The sequence below is a fragment of the Streptomyces sp. NBC_01474 genome, from assembly GCF_035918215.1.
Lineage (GTDB): Bacteria > Actinomycetota > Actinomycetes > Streptomycetales > Streptomycetaceae > Streptomyces > Streptomyces aureus.
In genome coordinates this window covers 9,167,667-9,188,610 of the sequence record NZ_CP109449.1, presented here as the reverse complement: position 1 = coordinate 9,188,610, position 20,944 = coordinate 9,167,667, and the positions used below count along the sequence as shown (strand labels likewise).

The window sequence follows — 20,944 nt, the reverse complement described above, 5'->3', positions numbered from 1 at the left end:
ATGTTCATATCAAAATCTTGCGCACACTTATGGCGATCAGCCCATCGCGCGCCCTAGCCTCTGAGCGTTCGCAGTGTTCCCACGAGCGACAAGGACCCCTTCCGTGGTGCACCCCCCAAGCCCCCCAAGAAGCTCTCTGCTCAGATGTGGCATGCTCACGTCATTAGTCATGGCGCTGACGATGTCAGGAACAGCCACAGCCGTCGCGCTCTCCACCGCCGCCCCCGCGGCCCGGGCCGAGGCGGTCCAGGCCCCCTCTCCGCTCGACGTCAAGGACCGCGGCGCGGCCGTCCCCTTCAAGGAGCAGGAGGCCGAATACGCCTCCACCAACGGCTCGTTGATCGGCCCCGACCGCATCTACGGCACGCTGCCCTCGGAGGCGTCCGGCCGCCAGGCGGTGACGCTGGACGCCGTCGGCGAGTACGTCGAGTTCACCCTCACCGCCCCGGCGAACGCGATGTCGTTCCGCTACTCGATCCCGGACAACGCGGCGGGCACCGGCCGGGACGCGTCGATCGACCTGAAGGTCGACGGCAACCAGCTCAAGAGCGTCCCCGTCACCTCCAAGTACAGCTGGTACTACGGGGGTTACCCCTTCAACAACAACCCGGGAGACACCAACCCGCACCACTTCTACGACGAGACCCGGACCCGCCTCGGCTCCACGCTGCCCACCGGCACGAAGATCAGGCTCCAGGTCGCCTCGGTCGCGGACTCACCCTCCTTCACCGTCGACCTCGCGGACTTCGAGCAGGTCGCGGCGCCGGCCGGCAAACCCTCCGGAGCGCTCGACATCGTCGGCGACTTCGGCGCGGACCCCACGGGCGCCGCGGACTCGACCGCCAGGATCCAGGCGGCCGTCGACGCGGGAAAGGCGCAGAACAAGGAGGTCTACATCCCCGAGGGCACCTTCCAGGTCCGCGACCACATCGTGGTGGACAAGGTGACCCTGCGCGGCGCGGGCCCCTGGTACAGCGTCCTCACCGGACGTGACCCATCGGACCGCAGCAAGGCGGCCGGTGTCTACGGCAAGTACGCGGCGCAGGGCGGCAGCAGCGGCGTCACCCTCAAAAACTTCGCCATCATCGGCGATATCCGCGAACGCGTCGACAACGACCAGGTCAACGCCATCGGCGGCGCACTGTCCGACTCGACCGTCGACAACGTCTGGATGCAGCACACCAAGTGCGGCGCCTGGATGGACGGCCCGATGGACAACCTCACCATCAAGAACAGCCGCATCCTCGACCAGACGGCCGACGGTGTGAACTTCCACCAAGGCGTCACGAACTCGACCGTCACCAACACCTTCGTCCGCAACACGGGCGACGACGGGCTGGCGATGTGGGCGGAGGCGAAGCCCAACGTCGCGAACAAGTTCACGTTCAACACCGTGATCCTGCCGATCCTCGCGAACAACATCGTCACGTACGGCGGCAAGGACATCGTCCTGTCGGACAACGTCATGTCCGACACCGTCACCAACGGCGGCGGCCTGCACATCGCCAACCGCTATCCGGGCGTCAACTCCGGCCAGGGCACTGCGGTTTCGGGCACGATCACCGCTGCGCGCAACACCCTGATCCGCGCCGGCAACAACGACTTCAACTGGCGCTTCGGCGTCGGCGCGATCTGGTTCAGCGGCCTCAACGAACCCGTCGACGCGACGCTCAACATCACCGACAGCGAAGTTCTCGACAGCTCCTACGCAGCGATCCACCTCATCGAGGGCGCGACCAACGGCCTGCACTTCAAGAACATCCGCATCGACGGGGCGGGCACGTACGCCCTGCAGATCCAGGCACCGGGCACCGCCACCTTCGAGAACGTGACGGCCACCCACATCGCCCAGAGCAACCCGATCCACAACTGTGTGGGCAGCGGCTTCCAGATCACCCGCACCGGCAGCAACTCCGGCTGGTACGCGGACCCGCCCGCCTGCACCGGTACATGGCCCGACCCCGTGTGGACCAACGGCGGCGTGCCGCAGGGCGGCGGTGACCCGACCGACCCGCCCACCGACCCCGGCAACCTCGCCAAGGGCCGCCCGGTCGCGGAATCCGGGCACGCCGACGTCTACAAGGCGTCGAACGCGGTGGACGGTGACGCGGCCTCGTACTGGGAGAGCACGAACAACGCCTTCCCGCAGACGATCACCGTCGATCTGGGATCCGCCAAAGCGGTCAAGCGCCTCGTCCTGAAGCTGCCGCCCGCGGCGGCGTGGGCGACCCGCACGCAGACGCTGAGCGTGTCGGGCAGCACCGACAACTCCGCGTTCACCACGCTCAAGGCATCCGCCGACTACACCTTCGACCCGAACAGCGACAACACGGCGGACGTCGCTCTGACCGGAACACCGACCCGCTACCTACGGCTCACCTTCACCGCCAACACCGGGTGGCCCGCCGCGCAGCTCTCCGAACTGGAGGCGTATACGGGTCAATGACGCAGGATGCCCAGGACCGGCCCCACCGAGGCGAAAGTCAGCCCGCCGGTGGGGTCGGTAGGGGCCGGTTGGGCGCCATGGCCCAGCGCACCAACGAAGTGACGCCGCGGCCGAGCGGACGGACGGCCACGGTGTCGACCAACGGCAGCCGCGGCAGGCGCAGTTCCGCCGCAGCCCAACTGGGGAGCAGGGAAACGGCGTTCGCGGCGAGAACCCCGTACGGGAGCCGGGCGACCAGTGGCACCGGCGGGTTGAGGAGAAGGAAGCGAGCGGCGCCGCGCGCCTGCGGTGTCGCACGCAGCTCACGCCGGTACGCCGTGAACCGCTCGGCGAGCTCCTCCCGGTTCGTGGGCGGGTCCAGGACACCGAGCGCGGTGGCCACGCGCGCCGCGTCGGCGACGTATCCGTCGTACTCGTCGCCGGTCAGCGGGTGAGCGCCGTAGCGCTGATGAGCGCGCAGGAAGCTGTCGACCTCCGCGATGTGGACCCAGCCGAGCAGATGCGGGTCCCCCGCGTGGTAGGCCTCGCCGTCAGCGGTGACCCCGCGCACCCGGGCGTGGACAGCCCGCACCTGGTCGCAGGCCTCTTGGGCGCCTTCGGCGGGGCCATATGTCGTCATCGCCAGGAAGGTGCTCGTGCGCTGGAGCCTGCCCCAGGGGTCGCCGCGGAAGCCCGAGTGGGCGGACACGGCGGCCATGGCGAGGGGGTGGAGCGACTGGAGCAGCAGGGCCGAGATCCCGCCGATGAACATGGACGCGTCCCCGTGCACCGTGCGGATGGGGCGGTCCGGGCCGAACCAGCGCGGTCCGGGGGTCTCGTGGATACGGGCGCGGTTCTTCGGCCCCTCGGGGCCCGCGACACGGGCGAAGAGGTTCTTTCCCAGCCGCTCCTGCACTCCGCGGCCGTCCGGTCCGGTCAGTCTCATGGTGACGTGACGTCCCTTCGGATGCGCGTATCCAGCCTACTTTGTCCGGTCGTGGCGGGGTCGCGTGTGTCCGTCCCGGCCGCCCGGGGAGACTTCGCGGCGGTGGTGCGGCAAGGATGGGGCTCACAACTGCTGCTGGCTAGATCAGTAGATCTCGGTCTTTCTCGGCTGTTATTTTGATCGAGTGACGCTTTCCGAATGGGCGGCAAGCAATGGTGTGCACTACCAGACCGCGTGGACGCGGGCGAAAGAGGGCCGTATGCCGGTCCCGGTGCGCCAGACACCGTCCGGGACGTGGCTGGTCGACGGCCCTTCCGTGAAGGCATCTGGACGGGTCGTGGCGTACTGCCGCGTGTCCTTGGCTGACCAGAAGCCGGACCTTGACCGGCAGGTCGCGCGTGTGGTTCCGGGAGCTACCGGGCTAGGGCTGCCGGTCACGGAGGCTGTGACCGAGGTGGGTTCGGGGCTCAACGGTCGTCGGCGCAAGCTGCACCGGGTTCTGTCGGACCCGCAGGCGGTGGTGATCGTGGTTGAGCATCGAGACCGGCTGGCCCGGTTCGGCGTCGAGCACCTCGAAGCCGTCTTGTCCGCGTCCGGGCGTCGCCTGGTTGTCCTCGACCCCACCGAGACCGCTGACGACCTGGTGCGGGACATCACCGAAGTGCTGACGTCGATGTGCGCGCGCCTGTACGGGCGGCGGGGGGCGAAGAAGCGTGCCGCCCGCGCGGTGGTCGTGGCGACCGGTGAGGCTGCCGGGTGAAGAAGTTCCGGCCGCAGTCCGGGTTCGTGGTTAAGGCGTACCGGTTCGCTCTGGACCCGAACGCTGCCCAGGAGCGGGCACTGCACTCGCACTGTGGTGCGGCACGGGCCGCGTACAACTGGGCGGTTGCCTGGATCGAGGCGTCGTGGTGGCAGCGCAAGGCCGAGTCCACCTACGGCATCCCGCAGGAGCAGTTGACCCAGTGGCGGCCGTGGTCGCTGCCCGCGCTGCGCAAGGCGTTCAACGCGGTCAAGCACACCGACCCCAGATTCGCGCACTGGTGGGCAGAGAACTCCAAGGAGGCGTACAACACCGGCCTGGCCAACGCCGCCGCTGCGTTCGACAACTACGCCAGGTCCAGGCAGGGCCAACGCCGTGGCCGCGCGATGGGACTCCCGCGTTTCAAGTCGAAGCGGAAGGCGCGCCTGTCCTGCCGGTTCACCACCGGCACCATCCGTGTCGACGCCGACGGCCGGCACGTCACGCTGCCCCGGCTCGGCACACTGCGCACCCACGAGCCCACGGTGAAACTCCTCGCGCGCGTTCAGGCCGGGACGGCCCGGATCCTGTCGGCGACCGTCCGGCACGAGCGGGGGCGCTGGTTCGTCTCCTTCCAGGTAGAGGTGAAGCAGGACCTCGCCCGGGTCACCCGGCCGGAGGCGGCGGTCGGGATCGATCTCGGCGTGAAGACCCTCGCGGTGATGGCCGACAGCGCCGGAGCGATCCGCGAAGTGGCCAATCCGAGGCACCTGGACACTGCGCTGAAGCAGTTGCGCCACGCCTCCCGCACGGTCTCCCGACGCCAGGGACCCGACCGGCGTATCGGGCACAAGCCCTCGAAGCGGTGGGAGAAAGCCAACGCCCAGCAGAACAAGGTCCACCACCGCGTAGCGAACCTCCGCGAAGACGCCCTGCACAAACTCACCACGAGCATTGCGGCCGAGTACGGCACCGTCGTCGTCGAAGACCTCAACGTCGCCGGCATGCTCCGCAACCGGCGCCTGGCCCGCCGGATCGCCGACGCCGGATTCGGCCAGATCCGCCGCCAGCTCGAGTACAAGACCCGCCGGCGCCACGCCACCCGCCTCGTGGTCGCCGACCGCTGGTACCCCTCCTCGAAGACCTGTTCCGGGTGCGGCGCGGCGAAAGCCAAGCTGCCGCTGCACCTGCGGACCTACCACTGCGACGCCTGCGGCCTGGTCATCGACCGGGACCACAATGCGGCCCGCAACCTCGCAGCCCTCGCGGCAGCCGCAGTAACTGGTACCGGAGTGGCCGGAGACCAGGACACCGCCCCGGCGGCGTCGAAGCCTCGTGGAGCCGACCGTAAGACCCGCGCAACCGCCCGCAGCCGCAAGGCCACGGGCGGGCGGGCAGGTGGCGCAACCCTGCCGCACCAGCGGCAGACGGAAACGAGAGACCGTACTCAAGCCGAAGCACTCACGCTTTGGTGATGAGACGGACCTTCCGGGCCACAATGCACGGAATGCTGACAGCCACCGAGGCTCTCAGCAACGGTCATGATGCAGCATTCCGGCGGCCAGGAGGAACGGCCTTGAGCGCAACGATCCGCACCGTTTCCTATCCCACCGGCAGGGAGCACAAGCGTGTCGACATCCACAACTCGCCGCAGGCCGACGGTCCTTGTGTCCTTCTGTGGCACGGCATCGGGACCGACGAGCGCGACGTGATGGTCCCGCTGGCCCAGGACATCGCCGGACTGGGCCTCACCGTCCTCGTCCCCGACTGGCGTTCGGACACCCCCGACGAGGGCCGCGCGCATCTCACCGATTCGCTGCGGTTCGCCCGCGACTTCGCCGGCGGCTCCCGGCAGGTGGTCGTCGCCGGCTGGTCGGCGGGTGCGGGCGCCGCACTGGGGGTGGCTCTGGACCCGGAACTGGTCGATGGCCGGCCACCCGCCGCGGTCGTCGGCATCGCGGGCGGTTACCGGCGCCCGGCCCGTACCACGGGGGCCGTGCCTCTTCAGGCGCTCGGGCGCGCGACGGCACGTGTGCCCGTACGCCTCGTGCACGGCACGGACGACGCCTCAGCCTCCGTCGACTCCTCGCGGGAACTGCACGAAGCGCTGCGCGCGCACGGCTGGGACTGCGCACTCAGCGAACAGGCCACTGATCATGCCGGGGTGCTCGGTTGCGTGTACGACGCGGCGGTGGGCCGCTGCGTTGCCGGTGCCTCCGTCCGCGCCTTCGGCCTGGCGACGGCCCAGGTGGTGGCGGCCGTCGCCCGGTCGGTGTAGCCGGGGGGGCCGGCGGCCGTCAGGCACCACTCCCCTATCACGACTCCCCTATCCACTCCCCTATAAGGACACCGTCACTGGTCGCGGCGTAGCAGGTCCTCGTACGTCTCGCGGCGGACCACCGCGCGGGCCTCGCCGTCGTGACAGAAGACGACCGGGGGCCGGCGGGCGCCGTTGTAGTTGTTGGAGATCGAGTAGCAGTACGCGCCGGTGACCGGTACCGCGATCAGGTCGCCGACGGCCGGTGTCCGCAGCGGTACGTCACGGATAAGGGTGTCGCCCGACTCGCAGTGGCGGCCGACCAGGTCGCAGGGTTCGCCGCCGCCGACGCGGGAGGTGACGGTCGCCTCGAAGCGCTGGCCGTACAGCATCGGTTCGAGGTTGTCGCCCATGCCACCGTCGACGGCGACGAGGGCGCGGGGACGGCCCCGCTTGACGGTGACCGCTCGGTAGAGGGTGAGCGCCGACTCGGCGACCAGGGAACGCCCGGGCTCGATGATGAGGCGGGCGTTCGCGGGGAGGTGGGCGCGGGCGGCGTCGGTCAGGGTCTGTACGTACTCGTCGACCGTCGGTGCCCGGTCCGCGTACGTGTAGCGGACGCCCAGGCCGCCGCCCAGGTCGTACACGGCGTGCTCGCCCAGCTCGCCGAGGGAGGCGATGGCCTCGACGGCGCGGGCGAACGGGGCGGTGTCGAGGAGCTGCGAGCCGACGTGGACGTGCACGCCGTCGAGGCGGAGCCGGTCACTGGCGCGCAGCCGGGCCGCGGCGCGCACGGCGTCGGGCACGGAGAGGCCGAACTTGGAACCGGCGTGGCCGGTGGCCATCGCCTCGTGGGTGTCGGCCTCGACGTCCGGGATGACGCGGATCAGGACGCGCTGCTCGTCCGTGACGATCTTCTCCAGGCGGTCGATGTCGTCGAAGTTGTCGATGACGATCGTGCCGGCTCCGGCGCCGACCGCCATGGCGAGTTCCTCGTCGGTCTTGGCGTTGCCGTGGACGACGAGCCGGGCCGGGTCGGCGCCCGCGGCGAGTGCGGCGACGAGTTCGCCGCCGCCGGCGACGTCCACGCCGAGCCCCTCCTCGACCATCACCCGGACGACGGCGGTGCATGGGAAGGACTTCGAAGCGAAAACGACTTGTCCGTTCGGCCAATGACGGCTCAGGGCGTCCACGTACTCGCGCGCCCGGGCCCTGAGAGCACCCTCGTCGACGATGACGGCGGGGGTGCCGAAGCGCTCGGCGAGGTCGTCGAGGCGGCATCCGCCGACGACGATCTCGCCGTCCGGGGCGAGATCTGTCCCCTTCGGGAAGAGTCCGACGATATCTGAGGTGGCGGTCGTGGCGCTCATGGGCGATGGCTCCTGTCCCTGGTCGATGGGCCTATCCTGACGGCTTCCCCCGTCGCCTTCACCGGCGTCCCGCCCCAGGAATCGAGGCCCCCGTTGTCTGATCGGACAATCCCCGATGGTCGGGCCGCGGGTTCCTTGCGCTTCCTGGTCGGCTCCACCGGCCCCCTCCGCGTACTGGCAGCGCCCGGTGGCCTCGACGTCCCCGTGCGCGGCACTGTCATCCACGACCCGGGCGACCCGCTGCCCGCGGCCCCGTCGGCCCTGCTGCTGCTCGTCGGCGCGGACGTGGCCGATCCGCGTACGGGCACCGTGCTGCGCCGCGCGGCGGCGGAGGGATACGCGGGGGTGGTCGTCAAGTGCCGTGGCCAGGAGGCGGATCGGCTGACTGCCGAGGCCGAACGGTGCTCCCTGGCGGTGCTTGCCGCCGGCGACGCGGTGCCGTGGCGGTACGTGGATGCCGAGATCGGCTGCGCGCTCGCGGCGTACGGAGTGGGTGACCTGTCCCCGTCGGCCCCCGCCGGAAGTGAGGAGCTGTTCTCGCTGGCCGACGCGGTGGCCGCGGTGGTGGGCGGTTCGGTGGCGGTCGAGGACCTGGACCAGCATGTCGTCGCCTATTCGAACGTCCCCGGCCAGCGCATCGACAGTCTGCGCGAGCGCGGCATCCTGGAGCGGCGGGTTCCTGACGACCCGGGACAGCGGCAGCAGTACCGCGACGTGCTGGCGGCCGACGGCGTGGTCCGGTTCCCCCGGGCCCGCGACGAGCTGGCGCGTGCGGCGGTCGCGGTGCGGGCGGGGACGCTGCCACTGGGGACGCTGTGGGCGATCGAGCCGGAGGGCGGCCTGTCGGAGCAGGCCGAGTCGGCGTTGCGGGACGCGGCGCGGCTGGCGGCCCCGCATCTGCTGCGCGCGCTGAACTCGACGGAGACCGAGCAGCGCATGCGCCGGGACACCCTGCGCGCGCTCCTGGAGGGGTACGGACCGCCGGCCGACGAGGCGGCGGCGCGGCTCCGGCTCGGCCAGGGGGAGAAGGTGTGCCTGGCCGCGTTCGCCCCGGACGAGGGCAGCGCCCTCATCGCCCACCTGGAGTCGTCCCTGGTCCGGTACTGCGCGGCGCATCTCCCGTCGGCGACGGTGACGGCGTCGACCCGTGCGGTGTACGTGCTGCTGACCTCGCTCTCGCCCGCCGCCGCGCGGAGGTTCGCGGACGGTGCGCTGGGCACCGTACGGGCTGCCCTCGGTACGCCGGTGCGGGCCGTGGTGACGCGGGCGTACCCGGATCTGCTGCGGGCCGGTGCGCTGCGGCGCGAGGCGGACGACATCCTCCGGGCCACCGACGGCGGCCGGGCCGGCGCGCCCACGGCCACCGCAGAGGACGTACGCCATGTCGTCCTGCTGAACCGGCTTGCCGACGAGCTGCGTCGGGAGCCGTGGCTGCGGCTGCCCGGGGTCGCCGCGCTGCTGGCGCACGACGCGGAGCAGGGCACCGACTACGCGGCGACGGTCACGGCCTGGCTGGACGCGACCGGCGACGTCGCGAGCGCCGCAGTCGGTCTGCGGGTGCATCCCAACACCCTGCGCTACCGGCTGCGGCGCGTTCGTGAACTCTTCGGCCTGGACCTCGACGACCGCGAGGTGCGGCTTGCCGCCTGGCTCGAACTCAGGCTTGCGCAGCGGTAGTCGATGCCTCGGCCGCCGCGTGCTCGTGTGCGACGGCCCGCTCGCGCAGGGCGGAGTGTCGACGGCCGAACACCAGGTAGAGCGCCGCCGCGAGCACCAGCCACCCACCGAAGAGCGCCCATGTGATGCCCGGCAGCAGCCACGCGAGGTAGAGGCAGGACGCCGCGGACACGATCGGCACGACTGGGTACAGGGGCACCTTGTACGGCCGCGGCGCGTCGGGGGCGATGCGGCGCAGGACGACCACGGCCGCCGCCACGGCCACGAACGCGACGAGGGTTCCCATGCTGGTCAGGTCGGCCAGGTACTGGAGCGGCACGAGCGCGGCCAGCGCTCCGACGCCGGCGCCCACGATCCATGTGTTGCCGACCGGCGTGTGCCGCTTGCGGTCGACACGGCGGAAGATCTCGGGGACGAGCCCGTCGCGAGCCATCGAGAAGAGGATGCGCGTCTGCCCGTAGAGGGTCACCAGCACCACGCTGAAGATCGACACCACGGCACCGGCCGACAGCAGGACGACGGGCCACCCCGCGCCGGTGACGTCGCGCAGGATCTCGGCGAGGACCGCCTCGCCCGCGTCGGCCTGCGCACCGAACCGGCCGGTGGGCTGTGCGCCGACCGCCGCGAGGGACACCAGGATGTACAGCACCGTGACCGCGCCGAGCGTCAGGAGCAGCGCGAGCGGGATGGTGCGCCGCGGATTGCGGACCTCCTCGCTCGCCGTGGCGACGGTGTCGAAGCCGACGTAGGAGAAGAAGACGGCGGAGGCGGCAACCCCGATGCCGGACGCTCCGTGCGGCGCGAAGTCGGCGAAGTGACTGGCCCGGAACGCGGTGAACGCCACGGCGACGAACAGTACGAGGACGCTCAGCTTGACGCACACCATCACGGCGTTGAGGCGTGCGGACTCGCGTGTGCCGCGCGCCAGCAGCAGGGAACAGAGCAGCACCACGACGAGCGCCGGGATGTTCACCACTCCCCCTGCCCCCGGCGGCTGGCTGATCGCGTCGGGCAGCGTGAACCCGAAGAGCGCGTCGGTGAGTTCGTTGAGGTACTGCCCCCAGCTCACGGCCACGGTGGACACCGCGACGCCGTACTCGAGGATCAGACACCAGGCGACCAGATACGCCGCCCCCTCGCCGAGGGAGGCGTAGGTGTACGAGTACGTACTGCCCGCCACCGGGATCGCGCCGGCCAGTTCTACGTAACAGAGCGCCGCGAGTCCCGCGACCGCCGCCGCGATGACGAAGGAGAGCACCACGCCCGGTCCCGCCTTGGGGACCGCGGTGCCGAGCACGAAGAAGATGCCGGTGCCCACGACGGAGCTGATCCCCAGCAGGGTCAGCTGCGTCAGCCCCATACTGCGCCGCAGACCGCCGGGCCCGGAGGCCTCGCCCTCCGCCTCGCCGATCATGCTCTCCAGCGGCTTACGGCGGCACAGTTGACGGGCCGTCACGCGCATGCGTCCTCCTGGATGTCCCACGCCCCGCGGTGGATCGCGAGGCGCTGCGGGGGATGCTGCGGCACCCGGACCGCGCGCTCAACGTCGGATCCGTACAAGAGCGGCAGGACGCTTTGGCCGATGCGACAGGTGCGCGCACTGTGCGTCGTATCGCCGGAGGTGCGGGTGGCTACACAGGCGAATGCGCAGGTGAAAGCGCAGGTGAAAGCGCCTTCTCCGATTGGCAGTTGATTTCCGCCTTTGTGCGGTGATTACGGCGTTCGGGTGCTGTGTCCGTCAGGACGCAACCAACCGGTTGCCCGGCAGCCTCCTGACCGACACAGACCGACATAGTCCGACCGTCGTGAGGAAGTGCCATGAACTCTGCTGCCACCGTCCTGCCGACCCCCGACCTCGACGCGGGCGGCGACTTCCTGCTCCCGCTGCCCGACCCGGCGCAGCGCCTGGACCTGGCTCCGCCGGCCCCCACGTGCCTGACCTCCTGCGACCGGCACCGCCTCAGCCTTAACGCCACGCTCACCACCGCCGGGATCCCGCCCCACCCCGACGACATGGAGGCCATCGACGCGCTCAGCGCCCTCGACGACACCGTCGCGCTCGCCGTCCAGAGGTGGCTCATGTCCCGCCCCGCCGTTCTGTTCGGGTGACGTGAGGCACCGGCCCTGTCCCCGCCGCGGACGCCTTACAGCGGCTGGTCCATCCGCACCCGCATCAGCCGCAGCCCGATGGCCTCGTAGAACGGCCGTGCCGCGGCGTTGAACTCCCCTACGCTCGCGACCAGGCGCCGGCATCCGGCTCGGCGTCCCACTTCACGGACGGTTTCCACCAGCGCCGCGCCGACCCCGCTCCGAGCGCCGGCGGGGTCCACGGCCGGCTGCTCCATGGAGACCACCGCGGCGGGCAGGGTGATCACGGACGCCTCTCGTCTCTCGACGCGGCAGAGCGTGTGGCCCACCACTTCGCCCTCGTCCGACTCGGCCACCAGCCGGATTCCGGCCCGGCGCGGCTCCCCTGAGCGCGGAGTGCTCCGGCGCTGAACGCTCACGTGCCTGTGCATGCTCACATGCCTCTGCCCGGCACACCGCAACGCCCCCGCGGCTGCGCGGGGGCGTTGCGGCGTCGACGTGTCAACGCCTCAGGCTCGACTCGGCCACGCGCGCGGCGATGGCGTTCACCTCGTTCTGGGGCAGCCCCGCCTCGCACACGATGGTCACCACACGACCGTCGTCCAGCGTGGCCCGCCGCACCCCGACACCCAACGGCACGGACGGTTCCCGCCGCGTCTCCACTTCAAGTTCCTGCTCGGGCATGCGCGCTCCAACCCTCGACGAGAGGCCACGGTAAGCACAGCCGGGAACGCGGATCACGACAGCCACACAGGCACATCACACAAACGAGCTCTCACGTTCCACGCAGACGGAGCACCCCGCCCGCCGGCCGTCAGGACGCCCGGCGCACACCCGCGAAGACGGTGGTGGCCGAGAGCACGAACGCGTCGGGGCGTCGCAGGATGCCCTCCGGCGCCGTGCCGTCGAGCAGGACGTCGAGCGTCTTGCGGTCGTCGGCGTCCAAGGACTCGCTCATCACGTCGCGCAGCCGGGTCAGTTGGTTGCGCAGAAACGTGCGGGCGGTCCCGCCCAGGGGCGCCGGCAGGTCGAGCAGGTACGTGAAGCTGCCGACGTCCGTGAGTCCTGCCGCGGCGAGCATCGCGGGCCAGTCCTCGACCGTGCTGGTGCTGCCCGGCAGCTCGGAGCGCATCCGCTCGAACCAGTACTCCTGCAGGGCGTCGAGCCGCGCCTGGAAACCCGGCGTGCCGATACCGATGTCGCGGGGGAGGCAGCGCATCGGCAGTCCGCCCTCGGCGACCGCGAGCATGCCGCCGGGCCGCAGCGCGCCGGTGAGCGCGTCCAGTACCCCCTGCTGATCACCGATGTGGTGCACGGCCTTGCTGCTCCAGATCAGATCGGCCTCGCCGAGACCGCCGCCCGCGTGCCCGTCGCCGCCTTCCAGGTCGCCGGGCAGTTCCGCGTGCCGGATCGCCACCCTGTCGCCGAGTCCGAGCCGCTCGGCTCGGGCCAGAGCCCGGTCGAGGAGTGCGGGCGCGCCGTCCACCGCGACGACTTCGGCGTCCGGGAAGGCCTCGGCGAGCGCACAGGTCATCACGCCCGGGCCGCTGCCGATGTCGAGGATGCGGCGGACCTCTTTGTCGGGGCCGAGCAGTTCAGCGAGTCGGGCCGCCGTCTGCCGCAGTACAGGGAGGTGCAGTTCCCCGTTGTTCTCCAGCGTGTCGGCCATGGCCTCCCAGTCGATCTCGGTGCTGTCGGAACCGTGGTCATGCCCGTGACCATGCCCGTTCTCGTGTCCGTGGCTCTGCGCGGGACTGCTGTGTGTGCTCATGGCCAGGAGCGTGCACCCGTCGCGCGTGAACGGCAATCTGTGTTGCCATTTCCGGGACAGCCGGATGAGATGCCCACATGGCCGATGCGGATGACGTGGACGACACGGACGACATGGACAAACCAGTGCCCTATCAAGCGGTCCTCGACGAGGTGGCCCCGCGGCTGAGACGGCTGCGCGACCGGCGCGGTCTCACCCTGGCGGCGCTGTCGGAGGTCACCGGCATCTCCAAGAGCACCCTTTCCCGTCTTGAGTCCGGACAGCGCCGCCCGAGCCTTGAGCTGCTGCTGCCGCTGGCCGGTGCGTACGGTGTGCCCCTGGATGAGCTGGTCGGCGCTCCCGAGGTGGGGGATCCCCGGGTCCGGCTCACGCCACGCCCGATGCCGAGCGGCGGCACGTTCGTGCCCCTGACGCGGTCGCCCGGCCCTCTTCAGGCGTACAAGATGGTCATCGCCGACCGGGGCTGCGAGCCGGATCTCCGTACGCACGAGGGCTACGAGTGGCTGTATGTGCTGGACGGCCGGCTGCGGCTCGTGCTCGCCGAGCACGATCTGGTCCTCGGCCCGGGCGAGGCCGCCGAGTTCGACACCCGGGTCCCGCACTGGTTCAGCAGCGCGGACGGCCGGCCCGTCGAACTCCTCAGCCTCTTCGGGCGCCAGGGGGAACGGATGCACGTCCGCGCCAAGCCCCACCGGTGAGCCGCCTCCCCACAAGAGCCCTGCACCCGGCACGGCTAAGGTTCCGATGTGTCGTCGTACAGCATTGGCCAGGCCGCGCGCCTGCTCGGGGTGAGTGGGGAGACCGTGCGTCGGTGGGCCGACAGCGGCCGGCTGACCATGGGGCGGGACGGGACGGGGAACCGTGTGATCGACGGCGCCGGTCTCGCGCGGTTCGCCAAGAGCCGGGCCGCCGAAGCCGATCGGGGCGTGTCAGAGGCTCCGCGCACGTCGGTGCGCAACTCGTTCACCGGAATCGTGACGGCGCTCAAGGCCGACGACGTCGTGGCGCAGGTGGAGATCCAGGCCGGGCCGCACCGGATGGTGTCGATGGTGACGCGTGAGGCTGTCGAGGAGTTGGGCCTCGCCGTCGGGGTCACCGTCACCGCTCGCGTGAAGTCGACGAGCGTGCACATCGACCGTTCGTAGCCGGGGTCTCGCGGCTCAGGAGCGCGGCCCAGAGGTCGGCGCGGTCGTAGAGCCGGGAGAGGTCACGGCCGGTGAAGTGCTCGATGCGCTGGATGCGGTAGTGGACGGTGTTGACGTGCAGGTGCAGTACCTCCGCCGTGCGCGCCCATGAGCCGTCGCAGGCGAGGAAGGTCTCCAGGGTCTGCAGCAGCGCGGACGCGGACGCGTTGGTCTCGTCGAGCAAGGGGCCCAGCGCGGTGCGGCTGAACGCGGCGCGCACCTCGGCGGGTACGCCGGTGAGCAGCGTTTCCAGGCCGGTGAGCGAGGCCGCGTCGGTCAGCCGCGAGCCGCCGGGCGCGGTGGTGCGGGCCGAGGTCAGGGCGTAACGGGCCTCGGACAGCGTGCCGTTCAGGTTCCGGGGCGCGGCGGCCGGGGAGGCGATGCCCGCGTGCAGCGGGTCGGACGGCTCGCCGGCCGCGAGCAACGGCCATACGTCGGCCAGCGCTGCGCTCACGGCGTCCGCCCCTGCGATGACGGCGAACGCGGTGCCGTCGGGGAGCCGGCCCACGGCGGCGCCGGTGTGCGGGACATGAGCGGCCGCCTCGGTCAGCGCGCCCTGCGCCCAGTCCTCACGCCCCGAGCCGACTTCGGCGACGACCACGCGGTACGGGCCCTCGTCGGGGATCCCGCAGCCGCGCAGCGCGGCTTCGAGGGCCGCCTTGTCTGTGTCGGGCGCGGTGAGCAGCGTGCCGAGTTCGCGCACCGCGCGGCCCCCGTCGGCCCGGCGGCGGGCCCGGATCTCCTGGCATCGGCCGAGGACCTCCGCGATCTCGTGCAGCATGCGCGGCGGGGCGTCGTCGGCGTCGGGCACGTGAAGATGCCAGCGCTCGTAGGGCGAGACCGTGTCGGTGTCGGCCTGGACGGGCACGGTGACGGATGCCCGGCCGAGCGCCGGACCGGCTTTGATTCCTGAGGAGTTGCGGCTGGTCCTCTGTGCGGGGGCCGTGCCTGTCGTGATCAGGGTGGCGGCGTCCCGCGTCGGGAGATCGGCCGAGGCGGCGGTGGCGGCCACGGTGCGTCCCGCCGGTGTGAGGACGTAGGCGACCGGCCGGTCGAGGTGGGCGAACGCGGCGTCGACGATCGCGGCCGGGTCCGCCTCCTGCGCCAGGAGCCGGCTCAGCGTGGTGCGCACGTTCTCGGGCAGGGCGTGGTGGCGGCTGAGCTCGCCCCACTGCTGGAGGTACACCGTGTCCGTGATGGCGCGGAACATGATGTGCGCCGGGACCGCCGCGACGGGGAGCCCGTGGCGGCGGCACGCTTCGACGAGGTCGTCCGGGACGGCGCCGTGCGTCTCCTCCCCCGCGAGGAGCACGGCCGCGCCGGCCGTGCGCAGCGCAGAGACGAACCGGTCCGCCTTGGCCCGCCCGCTCCGCTGCGTCCACCACACCAGGCCGCTGAGCACGACCTCGGCCGGCCGCACGAAGCGGGCCGGGTCCTCCAGGTCGGTGACGGTCACGCCGCTGATCTCCTGCCGCAGGTGCGGTTCGTCGGCCCAGAGCAGGCGCAGGCCGAGTGACTCGTCCCTCAGGAGATGTTCGATGTGCATGTGCTCTGACTCCCTGTGTACCCGGGGACGCAGGAAAGCGGCACCCCGTTTCTCACATTCGCCAGGCGAGTGCGAGTCATCGCATCGTAAATGCCAGAGCGCGCGAGCGATATGGGTCTTGGTTGAACATCCAAGGACCCGCCCCTGAGAGGTGGAGATTCCGTGCTGCGAACCAGTCGTCCGAACCTCCGTGCGGCGGACGCCCGTTGTGACTCGCGTGCGTCTTGTCCAGGGTGGCTGTCGCGTGGCGAAACGGCCTCCGCGACGAACATCAACTCTGTCGGTCCGGCCCGGGCTGAGCTACGGGAAACCAGGGTCGTTCCGGGGTCGTTTCCCTCTTCCAGGTGTGAGATCGGCGCCCACCCGGCACGCCTACCGCCGGGTAGCCGGGTGCGGCACCGCTCTCCCGGGCCCGGGTCACACCCCCAACGACCCGCAAACGACCCCGCCCGCCCCGGCGGCCAGACCGGGCCCGATCACGGGCCCGGTCCCCGACCCCACCGTCACCCTCAGTCGTCGAACTCACCCGCGAACCGCAGTACTCGTTCGAGTGCCTCGACGAAGATGAGGCGGCTGCGCGGGCGCAGCATCCCCGCGATGCCGTACGCGCCCAGTTCGCGGCCGCGCCGCACCAGCCAGCCCCAGTCGAGGTCGAGATGGTGGGCGAGCGACCGCAGCCGCTCCTCCGAGCTGTAGCTCTTGGTGACGCTCTGACTGCGGGCGTGGTCGACGACCTGGGCGTAGGCGCTGACATCGGCCAGGCTGTCGGTGGTGTCGACATGCCAGATGCCTTCGGAGCCGAGCCAGTTGGCGGAGATGACGCGGCGTCCGGGCACGAGCACGAAGCCGTCGATGCGCTTGTACTCGGGCTCGGCGCACACCGAGAACTTCTGCCCGTCGCGTTCCATCATGGCCACGGCCAGCCACAGCAGGATCCGCTCGTAGCGCTGGCTCGCCCCGGCGTCCGTAGCCGGGATGCAGAACACCCGCTCGGGAGCGGCTCCACCGTCGGCGAGGCGCTCCTGGAGCGCGCGGCGGGTGGCCCGCGTGAAGGCCCGTACGTGCGTGTGGTGGTGGGCTCCGATGACCACGCGGCCGTCCTGCTCGTCGGCCTCGTAGAGCTGGACGGCGACGGAGGTTCCGTCGAAGAACCGCTGGCCGTCCAGGTGCCACACGCCCTCCATGCCGGAGGCCCGGCCCAGGGAGTCCAGGTAGGACGTGTCGAACATGGAGTTCAGGAGCCGCGCCGCGTCCCGCGCGGCGCTGGGTGCGATCTGCGACAGTACGACGCCGCGCTCCACCGCGGGCCGCAGCAGCGTCTCGACGCCGACGCCGAGCATGAACTCGAGGACGGCGCCGGCGTCACTGCGGGGTATCCGGTGGCCGGAGAGCCAGCGCCTCCAGGTGGCCTGGGAGGCGGTCAGCCATGCCTGATCCAGTTCCACTTCAGGAAGACCGTGATCACGGGTCCGCACAGCATGGCAAGCATCCACAGGCCGACGCTCGCAGGCGAGTAGATGTAGTACTGCCACGAGGCCGGAAGCACCGACGGCGCCAGGAACAGCGCCGTCAGAACAACCCAGGTCACCGCCACCACAATGATCATTCGTACAGTTGCCACATCGCCCTCCCCTTCAGCGAGCGCTCAGCTCGAGCACAGGCCGCAGGCCCTCTCGCCGCCACCTACAGCAGTCGCTCCACGTATTGAAGCAGCGCCTCCGATGACGGGGTTCCGTCGCCCTGTCCGTCGGCGCGGTCGCGGCGGTACGCGTCGCGATGCGCCTGACGGAACAGAGGCTCGGCGCCGCACGCCAGGGGTGACGCCACTCCCCTGTCGGCGGGGATGAGCCTCAGGGACGGTCGCACGCCGGGAGGGCGAGCGGCCCGTCCGTGCCGAAGGCCAGGGTGTTGAAGCGGTCGCCCATGCGCCGGTGGGTGGCGGCGTCCGGGTGAAGCTGGTCGGGCAGCGGCAGCTCGGCGAAGTCCGCCTCGCCGTAGAGGTCGCGGCCGTCGAGGTAGAACAGGTGCGGATCCTCCGCCGCCCGCTGCTTCACGACGCGCGCCAGCTCGTCCCGGATGACGTTGAGCGTCAGCTTCCCCGCCGCCCGCTCCGCCGGGTCACCGGCGGCCACGAACTGGAGCCTGCCCGCACTGAGATTGCTGAAGTCCGGGGCGCTGGGGCCCGGGGTGTCCTCGTGGATGGCGCAGTAGATCGGCGACACGACCAGCAGCGGTGCGGTCGGGTGTCCCTCGCGGATCGTGTCGAGGAAGCCGTGCACCGCCGGGGCGAACGCGCGCAGGCGCATCAGGTCGGCATTGACGATGTTGATGCCGACCTTGACGCTGATCAAGTCCGCGGGGGTGTCCCGCAGGGCACGCGCGGTGAACGGGTCGAGCAGGGCACTGCCGCCCAGACCGAGGTTCATCAGCTCCACGCCACCGAGGGAAGCGGCCAACGCCGGCCAGGTCGTGCTGGGGCTCGCGGCGTCCGAGCCGTGGCTGATCGAACTGCCGTGATGCAGCCACACCTTGCGTCCGCTGTCCGGCGCGGACTCGACCGGGGCGTCGGCGCGCAGGGCGACCAGCTCGGTGATCTCGTTGTACGGCAGCCAGATCTCGACGTCCTTGATGCGGTCGGGCAGCCCGGTGAACCGCACGGTACCGACGGGGCCGGGCCGGGTCTCCCTGGTGCCGGTGGTCATGTCCATCATCTGCACGTTGCCGCCGGTGACGCCGGCCTGCGCGGCCAGGCGGCCGTCGACCAGCAGGTCGTACACGCCGTCGGGACGGGGCGGAGTGCCCTTGTAGGCCATCTTGGTGCGGAGCGCGTCCAGCTCGATGACGGTGGCCCGGGTGCGGAACACCAGCCGTACGCCGGCGGGCTGGGACTCCGCCATGGCGAGTTGTGCGTCGGAGCACTGCGCGCGGGCCCGCGCGGGCAGCCGGTGCGGGAGCACGCCGTGCTCGGTGCGCTCCAACTCGTACGCGCCACGCACGAGTTCCGGGGTGACGGGAGTGGTGGTCCAGTTGTCGTTCATGTGCATTGCCTCAACCTGTTGATCAATATGCCTGAGTGGCTGGAGTTGTTCCGCCGTCGCCGATGCGTCCGCCGTCGCCCATGCGTTCGCGGTCGGGTGGGGCCGCGGTCAGGGTGCGGGCCAGTTCCGCAGCGTGGCGTCGAGGGAGTCGAGGATCCGCGACCAGCTCTCCTGCGAGTCGGGTGCACTGTGGCTGAACCCTCCCTGCATCTCCAGGCTCACGTAGCCGTGGAAGACGCTGCCCAGGAGCCGGACCGCGTGGGTCTGGTCCGGCTCCGTGAGGTCGTAGCCCCGCAGGATCGCCCGCATCATCTGCGCATGCCTGACGCCGGCGCTGGCGGCCGCCGTCTCCGGGTCGAGCCGCAGCTGGGCCGCCGCGTAGCGACCGGGGTGTCCCCTGGCGTAGTCGCGGTAGACGTTCGCGAAGGCGGCGAGGGCGTCTTTGCCCGCGCGCCCGGCGAGCGCCGCCGCTCCCCGGTCGGCGAGTTCCTCCAGGGCCAGCAGCGCGATCCCGGTCTTGAGTTCCTGGGAGTTCCTCAGGTGCGAGTACAGGCTCGCGACCTTGACGTCGAACTGTCTCGCGAGCGCCGAGACGGTCACCTTGTCGAACCCGACCTCGTCGGCCAGCTCGGCGCCCGCCCGGATCAGGCGTTCCCTGCTCAGCCCTACTCGCACCATTTCCTTCACTCCAATCAACGATAGCGATTATGCAGCTGCCTAATACCTTTAGGCAAATACGTATACATCTTAGTGAGCACAGGAGGGGAACAGGGCCGCCCGCAGCGCGGATCGCCGCAGCGGCGCGCCGCCCGGCCGATCGGGGGCGGGAGTGGTGGCATGGGCCACGTCATTACCGGTCGCGCCCTTGGGTAGGCGGCCGGATGATCGTCTGGGTGGGCCCGCTCATCCAGGCAGGACCGAAGAACAGCGACACCTGGGAGGTAGCAATGTCCTCGAAGCGACGCCGCAAGAAGAAGGCCCGCCGCAAGCACGCCGCGAACCACGGCAAGCGCCCCCAGTCCTGAGGGCCCTCGCCGGACGGGTCAGGGGCGGCGCCGGACGGCGCCGCCCCTGACCCGTTTCGCTCACACCCCTCCGGCATTCGTGTCACCCGCGCGAGCGCTGACCGGGATCGCCTTCACGGCGACCTAGGATCCGCTGCGTGGCACACACCTTCGACGAACTCGTCGAGAGACAGCAGGCCGCGAACGCGGCACACCACGAGGTCCTGAGACTGCGGGACGGCTACGGACCACCGGGGCTCGAGCCGCGGAGCGAGTCCCAGACCCAGACGTACGAGACGGCCTGGCGTGCGTGGCGCGACCTGGCCCGCGATGTCCAGGAGGCCGTCACCGAGTACGCCAAGGACGAGGGCCTCACCAGGAGCGACGTCGAGGCGGACGTGAAGGCGAAGGCGGGTGACGGCTCAGGTGCATAGCGCTCTCAGGCGGCGAAGACCTGCGAGTCGTCGGCGAACGCCTTGAACTCCAGGGCGTTGCCCGCCGGGTCGAGCAGGAACATCGTCCACTGCTCGCCGGTCTCGCCCGCGAAGCGTACGTAGGGCTCGATGACGAACTTCGTGTCCGCGGCACGGAGCCGCTCCGCGAGTTCCTGGAACGCGGGGATGGCGAGGATCAGGCCGAAGTGCGGTACGGGCACGTCGTGTCCGTCGACAGGGTTGTGGACGTGCCGGGCGCGGGTGGGCGCGAGGTGGGTGACGAACTGGTGGCCGTGGAGATTCCAGTCCACCCATGTGTCGGCGCTGCGGCCCTGCTCAAGGCCGAGCACCTCGCCGTAGAAGTGCCGGGCGGCAGCCAGGTCGTCCACGGGCATGGCCAGGTGGAACCGCGGGATCGGCGAGTCGAGTTCGGTCATGGTGGGCCGGTCTCCTTTCGGGAGACTG

The 20,944-nt window shown here is 70.9% G+C and carries 22 protein-coding genes; 10 read left to right on the top strand and 12 right to left on the bottom strand.

The window, feature by feature from the left end:
- Window positions 1–169: 169 nt before the first annotated feature.
- On the top strand, window positions 170–2,446 hold the full coding sequence (locus OG758_RS42040) for a discoidin domain-containing protein (RefSeq protein ID WP_442810384.1): 2,277 nt from the start codon (window positions 170–172) through the stop codon (window positions 2,444–2,446).
- Between the two features lie 37 nt (window positions 2,447–2,483).
- On the opposite strand, the gene OG758_RS42035 is transcribed toward OG758_RS42040, so the two are convergent.
- Complete coding sequence (locus OG758_RS42035) at window positions 2,484–3,371, bottom strand: oxygenase MpaB family protein (RefSeq protein ID WP_326714687.1); 888 nt, start codon at window positions 3,369–3,371, stop codon at window positions 2,484–2,486.
- A gap of 184 nt (window positions 3,372–3,555) precedes the next feature.
- Here OG758_RS42035 and OG758_RS42030 point away from each other — a divergent pair, with 184 nt between their 5' ends.
- The 3 genes from OG758_RS42030 to OG758_RS42020 all read left to right on the top strand — a co-directional run bounded on the left by OG758_RS42030 (window position 3,556) and on the right by OG758_RS42020 (window position 6,388).
- Window positions 3,556–4,131 carry an IS607 family transposase gene (locus OG758_RS42030; RefSeq protein WP_326714686.1) on the top strand — a complete coding sequence of 192 codons (576 nt, stop codon included), beginning with the start codon at window positions 3,556–3,558 and terminating at the stop codon, window positions 4,129–4,131.
- Entirely contained in the window at window positions 4,128–5,585 is a 1,458-nt protein-coding gene (tnpB, locus tag OG758_RS42025) for an IS607 family element RNA-guided endonuclease TnpB (RefSeq protein WP_326714685.1), read from the top strand. The genes OG758_RS42030 and tnpB overlap by 4 nt, the downstream gene beginning before the upstream one ends.
- Window positions 5,586–5,686: 101 nt before the next feature.
- Window positions 5,687–6,388 carry an alpha/beta hydrolase gene (locus OG758_RS42020; protein ID WP_326714684.1) on the top strand — a complete coding sequence of 234 codons (702 nt, stop codon included), beginning with the start codon at window positions 5,687–5,689 and terminating at the stop codon, window positions 6,386–6,388.
- A gap of 74 nt (window positions 6,389–6,462) precedes the next feature.
- Here the strand turns inward: OG758_RS42020 and lysA are convergent, their stop codons facing one another.
- Window positions 6,463–7,737, bottom strand: coding sequence for a diaminopimelate decarboxylase (gene lysA / locus OG758_RS42015; protein WP_326714683.1), 1,275 nt, complete (start codon window positions 7,735–7,737; stop codon window positions 6,463–6,465).
- A gap of 93 nt (window positions 7,738–7,830) precedes the next feature.
- On the opposite strand from lysA, the gene OG758_RS42010 reads away from it, so the two are divergent.
- Window positions 7,831–9,414 (top strand): PucR family transcriptional regulator, encoded by a 1,584-nt coding sequence (locus OG758_RS42010; RefSeq protein ID WP_326714682.1) that lies wholly within the window; start codon window positions 7,831–7,833, stop codon window positions 9,412–9,414.
- On the opposite strand, the gene OG758_RS42005 is transcribed toward OG758_RS42010, so the two are convergent.
- The gene (locus OG758_RS42005; RefSeq protein ID WP_326714681.1) at window positions 9,395–10,876 is read right to left on the bottom strand and encodes an APC family permease; all 1,482 of its coding nucleotides are present in this window, start codon (window positions 10,874–10,876) and stop codon (window positions 9,395–9,397) included. The genes OG758_RS42010 and OG758_RS42005 overlap by 20 nt on opposite strands.
- A 356-nt stretch (window positions 10,877–11,232) precedes the next feature.
- Between OG758_RS42005 and OG758_RS42000 the strand changes: the two genes are divergently transcribed.
- On the top strand, window positions 11,233–11,523 hold the full coding sequence (locus tag OG758_RS42000) for a hypothetical protein (RefSeq protein ID WP_326714680.1): 291 nt from the start codon (window positions 11,233–11,235) through the stop codon (window positions 11,521–11,523).
- A gap of 35 nt (window positions 11,524–11,558) precedes the next feature.
- On the opposite strand, the gene OG758_RS41995 is transcribed toward OG758_RS42000, so the two are convergent.
- From OG758_RS41995 to OG758_RS41985, 3 genes are all read right to left on the bottom strand, one after another.
- The gene (locus tag OG758_RS41995) at window positions 11,559–11,921 is read right to left on the bottom strand and encodes a GNAT family N-acetyltransferase (protein ID WP_326714679.1); all 363 of its coding nucleotides are present in this window, start codon (window positions 11,919–11,921) and stop codon (window positions 11,559–11,561) included.
- An 82-nt stretch (window positions 11,922–12,003) separates the two neighbouring features.
- Window positions 12,004–12,186 carry a hypothetical protein gene (locus OG758_RS41990; RefSeq protein WP_133305482.1) on the bottom strand — a complete coding sequence of 61 codons (183 nt, stop codon included), beginning with the start codon at window positions 12,184–12,186 and terminating at the stop codon, window positions 12,004–12,006.
- A gap of 130 nt (window positions 12,187–12,316) precedes the next feature.
- A complete protein-coding gene (locus tag OG758_RS41985; protein ID WP_326714678.1) occupies window positions 12,317–13,273 on the bottom strand; it encodes a class I SAM-dependent methyltransferase in 957 nt (318 codons plus the stop codon).
- Between the two features lie 113 nt (window positions 13,274–13,386).
- Between OG758_RS41985 and OG758_RS41980 the strand changes: the two genes are divergently transcribed.
- Window positions 13,387–13,971, top strand: a complete 585-nt coding sequence (locus OG758_RS41980; RefSeq protein WP_326716214.1) for a helix-turn-helix domain-containing protein — start codon at window positions 13,387–13,389, stop codon at window positions 13,969–13,971.
- A gap of 48 nt (window positions 13,972–14,019) precedes the next feature.
- Window positions 14,020–14,418 (top strand): TOBE domain-containing protein, encoded by a 399-nt coding sequence (locus tag OG758_RS41975; protein WP_326714677.1) that lies wholly within the window; start codon window positions 14,020–14,022, stop codon window positions 14,416–14,418.
- Here OG758_RS41975 and OG758_RS41970 read toward each other — a convergent pair.
- The 5 genes from OG758_RS41970 to OG758_RS41950 all read right to left on the bottom strand — a co-directional run bounded on the left by OG758_RS41970 (window position 14,372) and on the right by OG758_RS41950 (window position 19,719).
- A complete protein-coding gene (locus tag OG758_RS41970; RefSeq protein ID WP_326714676.1) occupies window positions 14,372–16,003 on the bottom strand; it encodes a PucR family transcriptional regulator in 1,632 nt (543 codons plus the stop codon). The genes OG758_RS41975 and OG758_RS41970 overlap by 47 nt on opposite strands.
- A gap of 509 nt (window positions 16,004–16,512) precedes the next feature.
- Window positions 16,513–17,448: a hypothetical protein gene (locus OG758_RS41965; RefSeq protein WP_326714675.1), complete on the bottom strand. Its 936-nt coding sequence runs from the start codon at window positions 17,446–17,448 to the stop codon at window positions 16,513–16,515.
- Window positions 17,424–17,624 (bottom strand): hypothetical protein, encoded by a 201-nt coding sequence (locus OG758_RS41960; RefSeq protein WP_326714674.1) that lies wholly within the window; start codon window positions 17,622–17,624, stop codon window positions 17,424–17,426. Before OG758_RS41960 ends, OG758_RS41965 begins: the two co-directional genes overlap by 25 nt.
- A gap of 229 nt (window positions 17,625–17,853) precedes the next feature.
- Complete coding sequence (locus tag OG758_RS41955) at window positions 17,854–19,047, bottom strand: GDSL-type esterase/lipase family protein (RefSeq protein ID WP_326714673.1); 1,194 nt, start codon at window positions 19,045–19,047, stop codon at window positions 17,854–17,856.
- Window positions 19,048–19,149: 102 nt separating this feature from the next.
- Window positions 19,150–19,719 carry a TetR/AcrR family transcriptional regulator gene (locus tag OG758_RS41950; protein ID WP_326714672.1) on the bottom strand — a complete coding sequence of 190 codons (570 nt, stop codon included), beginning with the start codon at window positions 19,717–19,719 and terminating at the stop codon, window positions 19,150–19,152.
- Between the two features lie 203 nt (window positions 19,720–19,922).
- On the opposite strand from OG758_RS41950, the gene OG758_RS41945 reads away from it, so the two are divergent.
- Both OG758_RS41945 and OG758_RS41940 read left to right on the top strand, forming a co-directional pair.
- A complete protein-coding gene (locus OG758_RS41945) occupies window positions 19,923–20,066 on the top strand; it encodes a 50S ribosomal protein bL37 (RefSeq protein ID WP_159032477.1) in 144 nt (47 codons plus the stop codon).
- 137 nt (window positions 20,067–20,203) lie between these two features.
- Window positions 20,204–20,479: a hypothetical protein gene (locus OG758_RS41940; protein WP_326714671.1), complete on the top strand. Its 276-nt coding sequence runs from the start codon at window positions 20,204–20,206 to the stop codon at window positions 20,477–20,479.
- 5 nt (window positions 20,480–20,484) lie between these two features.
- Here the strand turns inward: OG758_RS41940 and OG758_RS41935 are convergent, their stop codons facing one another.
- The gene (locus OG758_RS41935) at window positions 20,485–20,916 is read right to left on the bottom strand and encodes a VOC family protein (RefSeq protein ID WP_326714670.1); all 432 of its coding nucleotides are present in this window, start codon (window positions 20,914–20,916) and stop codon (window positions 20,485–20,487) included.
- Between the last annotated feature and the right edge of the window lie 28 nt (window positions 20,917–20,944).

What these genes read in the sequence shown, in the direction of transcription:
- OG758_RS41955 (WP_326714673.1), bottom strand. Translation starts at nt 19,047, where the DNA reads ATGCACATGAACGACAACTGGACCACCACTCCCGTCACCCCGGAACTC.
- OG758_RS41985 (WP_326714678.1), bottom strand. Translation starts at nt 13,273, where the DNA reads ATGAGCACACACAGCAGTCCCGCGCAGAGCCACGGACACGAGAACGGG.
- OG758_RS41945 (WP_159032477.1), top strand. Translation starts at nt 19,923, where the DNA reads ATGATCGTCTGGGTGGGCCCGCTCATCCAGGCAGGACCGAAGAACAGC.
- OG758_RS42000 (WP_326714680.1), top strand. Translation starts at nt 11,233, where the DNA reads ATGAACTCTGCTGCCACCGTCCTGCCGACCCCCGACCTCGACGCGGGC.
- OG758_RS41950 (WP_326714672.1), bottom strand. Translation starts at nt 19,719, where the DNA reads ATGGTGCGAGTAGGGCTGAGCAGGGAACGCCTGATCCGGGCGGGCGCC.
- OG758_RS42005 (WP_326714681.1), bottom strand. Translation starts at nt 10,876, where the DNA reads ATGCGCGTGACGGCCCGTCAACTGTGCCGCCGTAAGCCGCTGGAGAGC.
- OG758_RS42035 (WP_326714687.1), bottom strand. Translation starts at nt 3,371, where the DNA reads ATGAGACTGACCGGACCGGACGGCCGCGGAGTGCAGGAGCGGCTGGGA.
- OG758_RS41980 (WP_326716214.1), top strand. Translation starts at nt 13,387, where the DNA reads ATGGACAAACCAGTGCCCTATCAAGCGGTCCTCGACGAGGTGGCCCCG.
- lysA (WP_326714683.1), bottom strand. Translation starts at nt 7,737, where the DNA reads ATGAGCGCCACGACCGCCACCTCAGATATCGTCGGACTCTTCCCGAAG.
- OG758_RS41935 (WP_326714670.1), bottom strand. Translation starts at nt 20,916, where the DNA reads ATGACCGAACTCGACTCGCCGATCCCGCGGTTCCACCTGGCCATGCCC.
- OG758_RS42040 (WP_442810384.1), top strand. Translation starts at nt 170, where the DNA reads ATGGCGCTGACGATGTCAGGAACAGCCACAGCCGTCGCGCTCTCCACC.
- OG758_RS41990 (WP_133305482.1), bottom strand. Translation starts at nt 12,186, where the DNA reads ATGCCCGAGCAGGAACTTGAAGTGGAGACGCGGCGGGAACCGTCCGTG.
- OG758_RS41970 (WP_326714676.1), bottom strand. Translation starts at nt 16,003, where the DNA reads ATGCACATCGAACATCTCCTGAGGGACGAGTCACTCGGCCTGCGCCTG.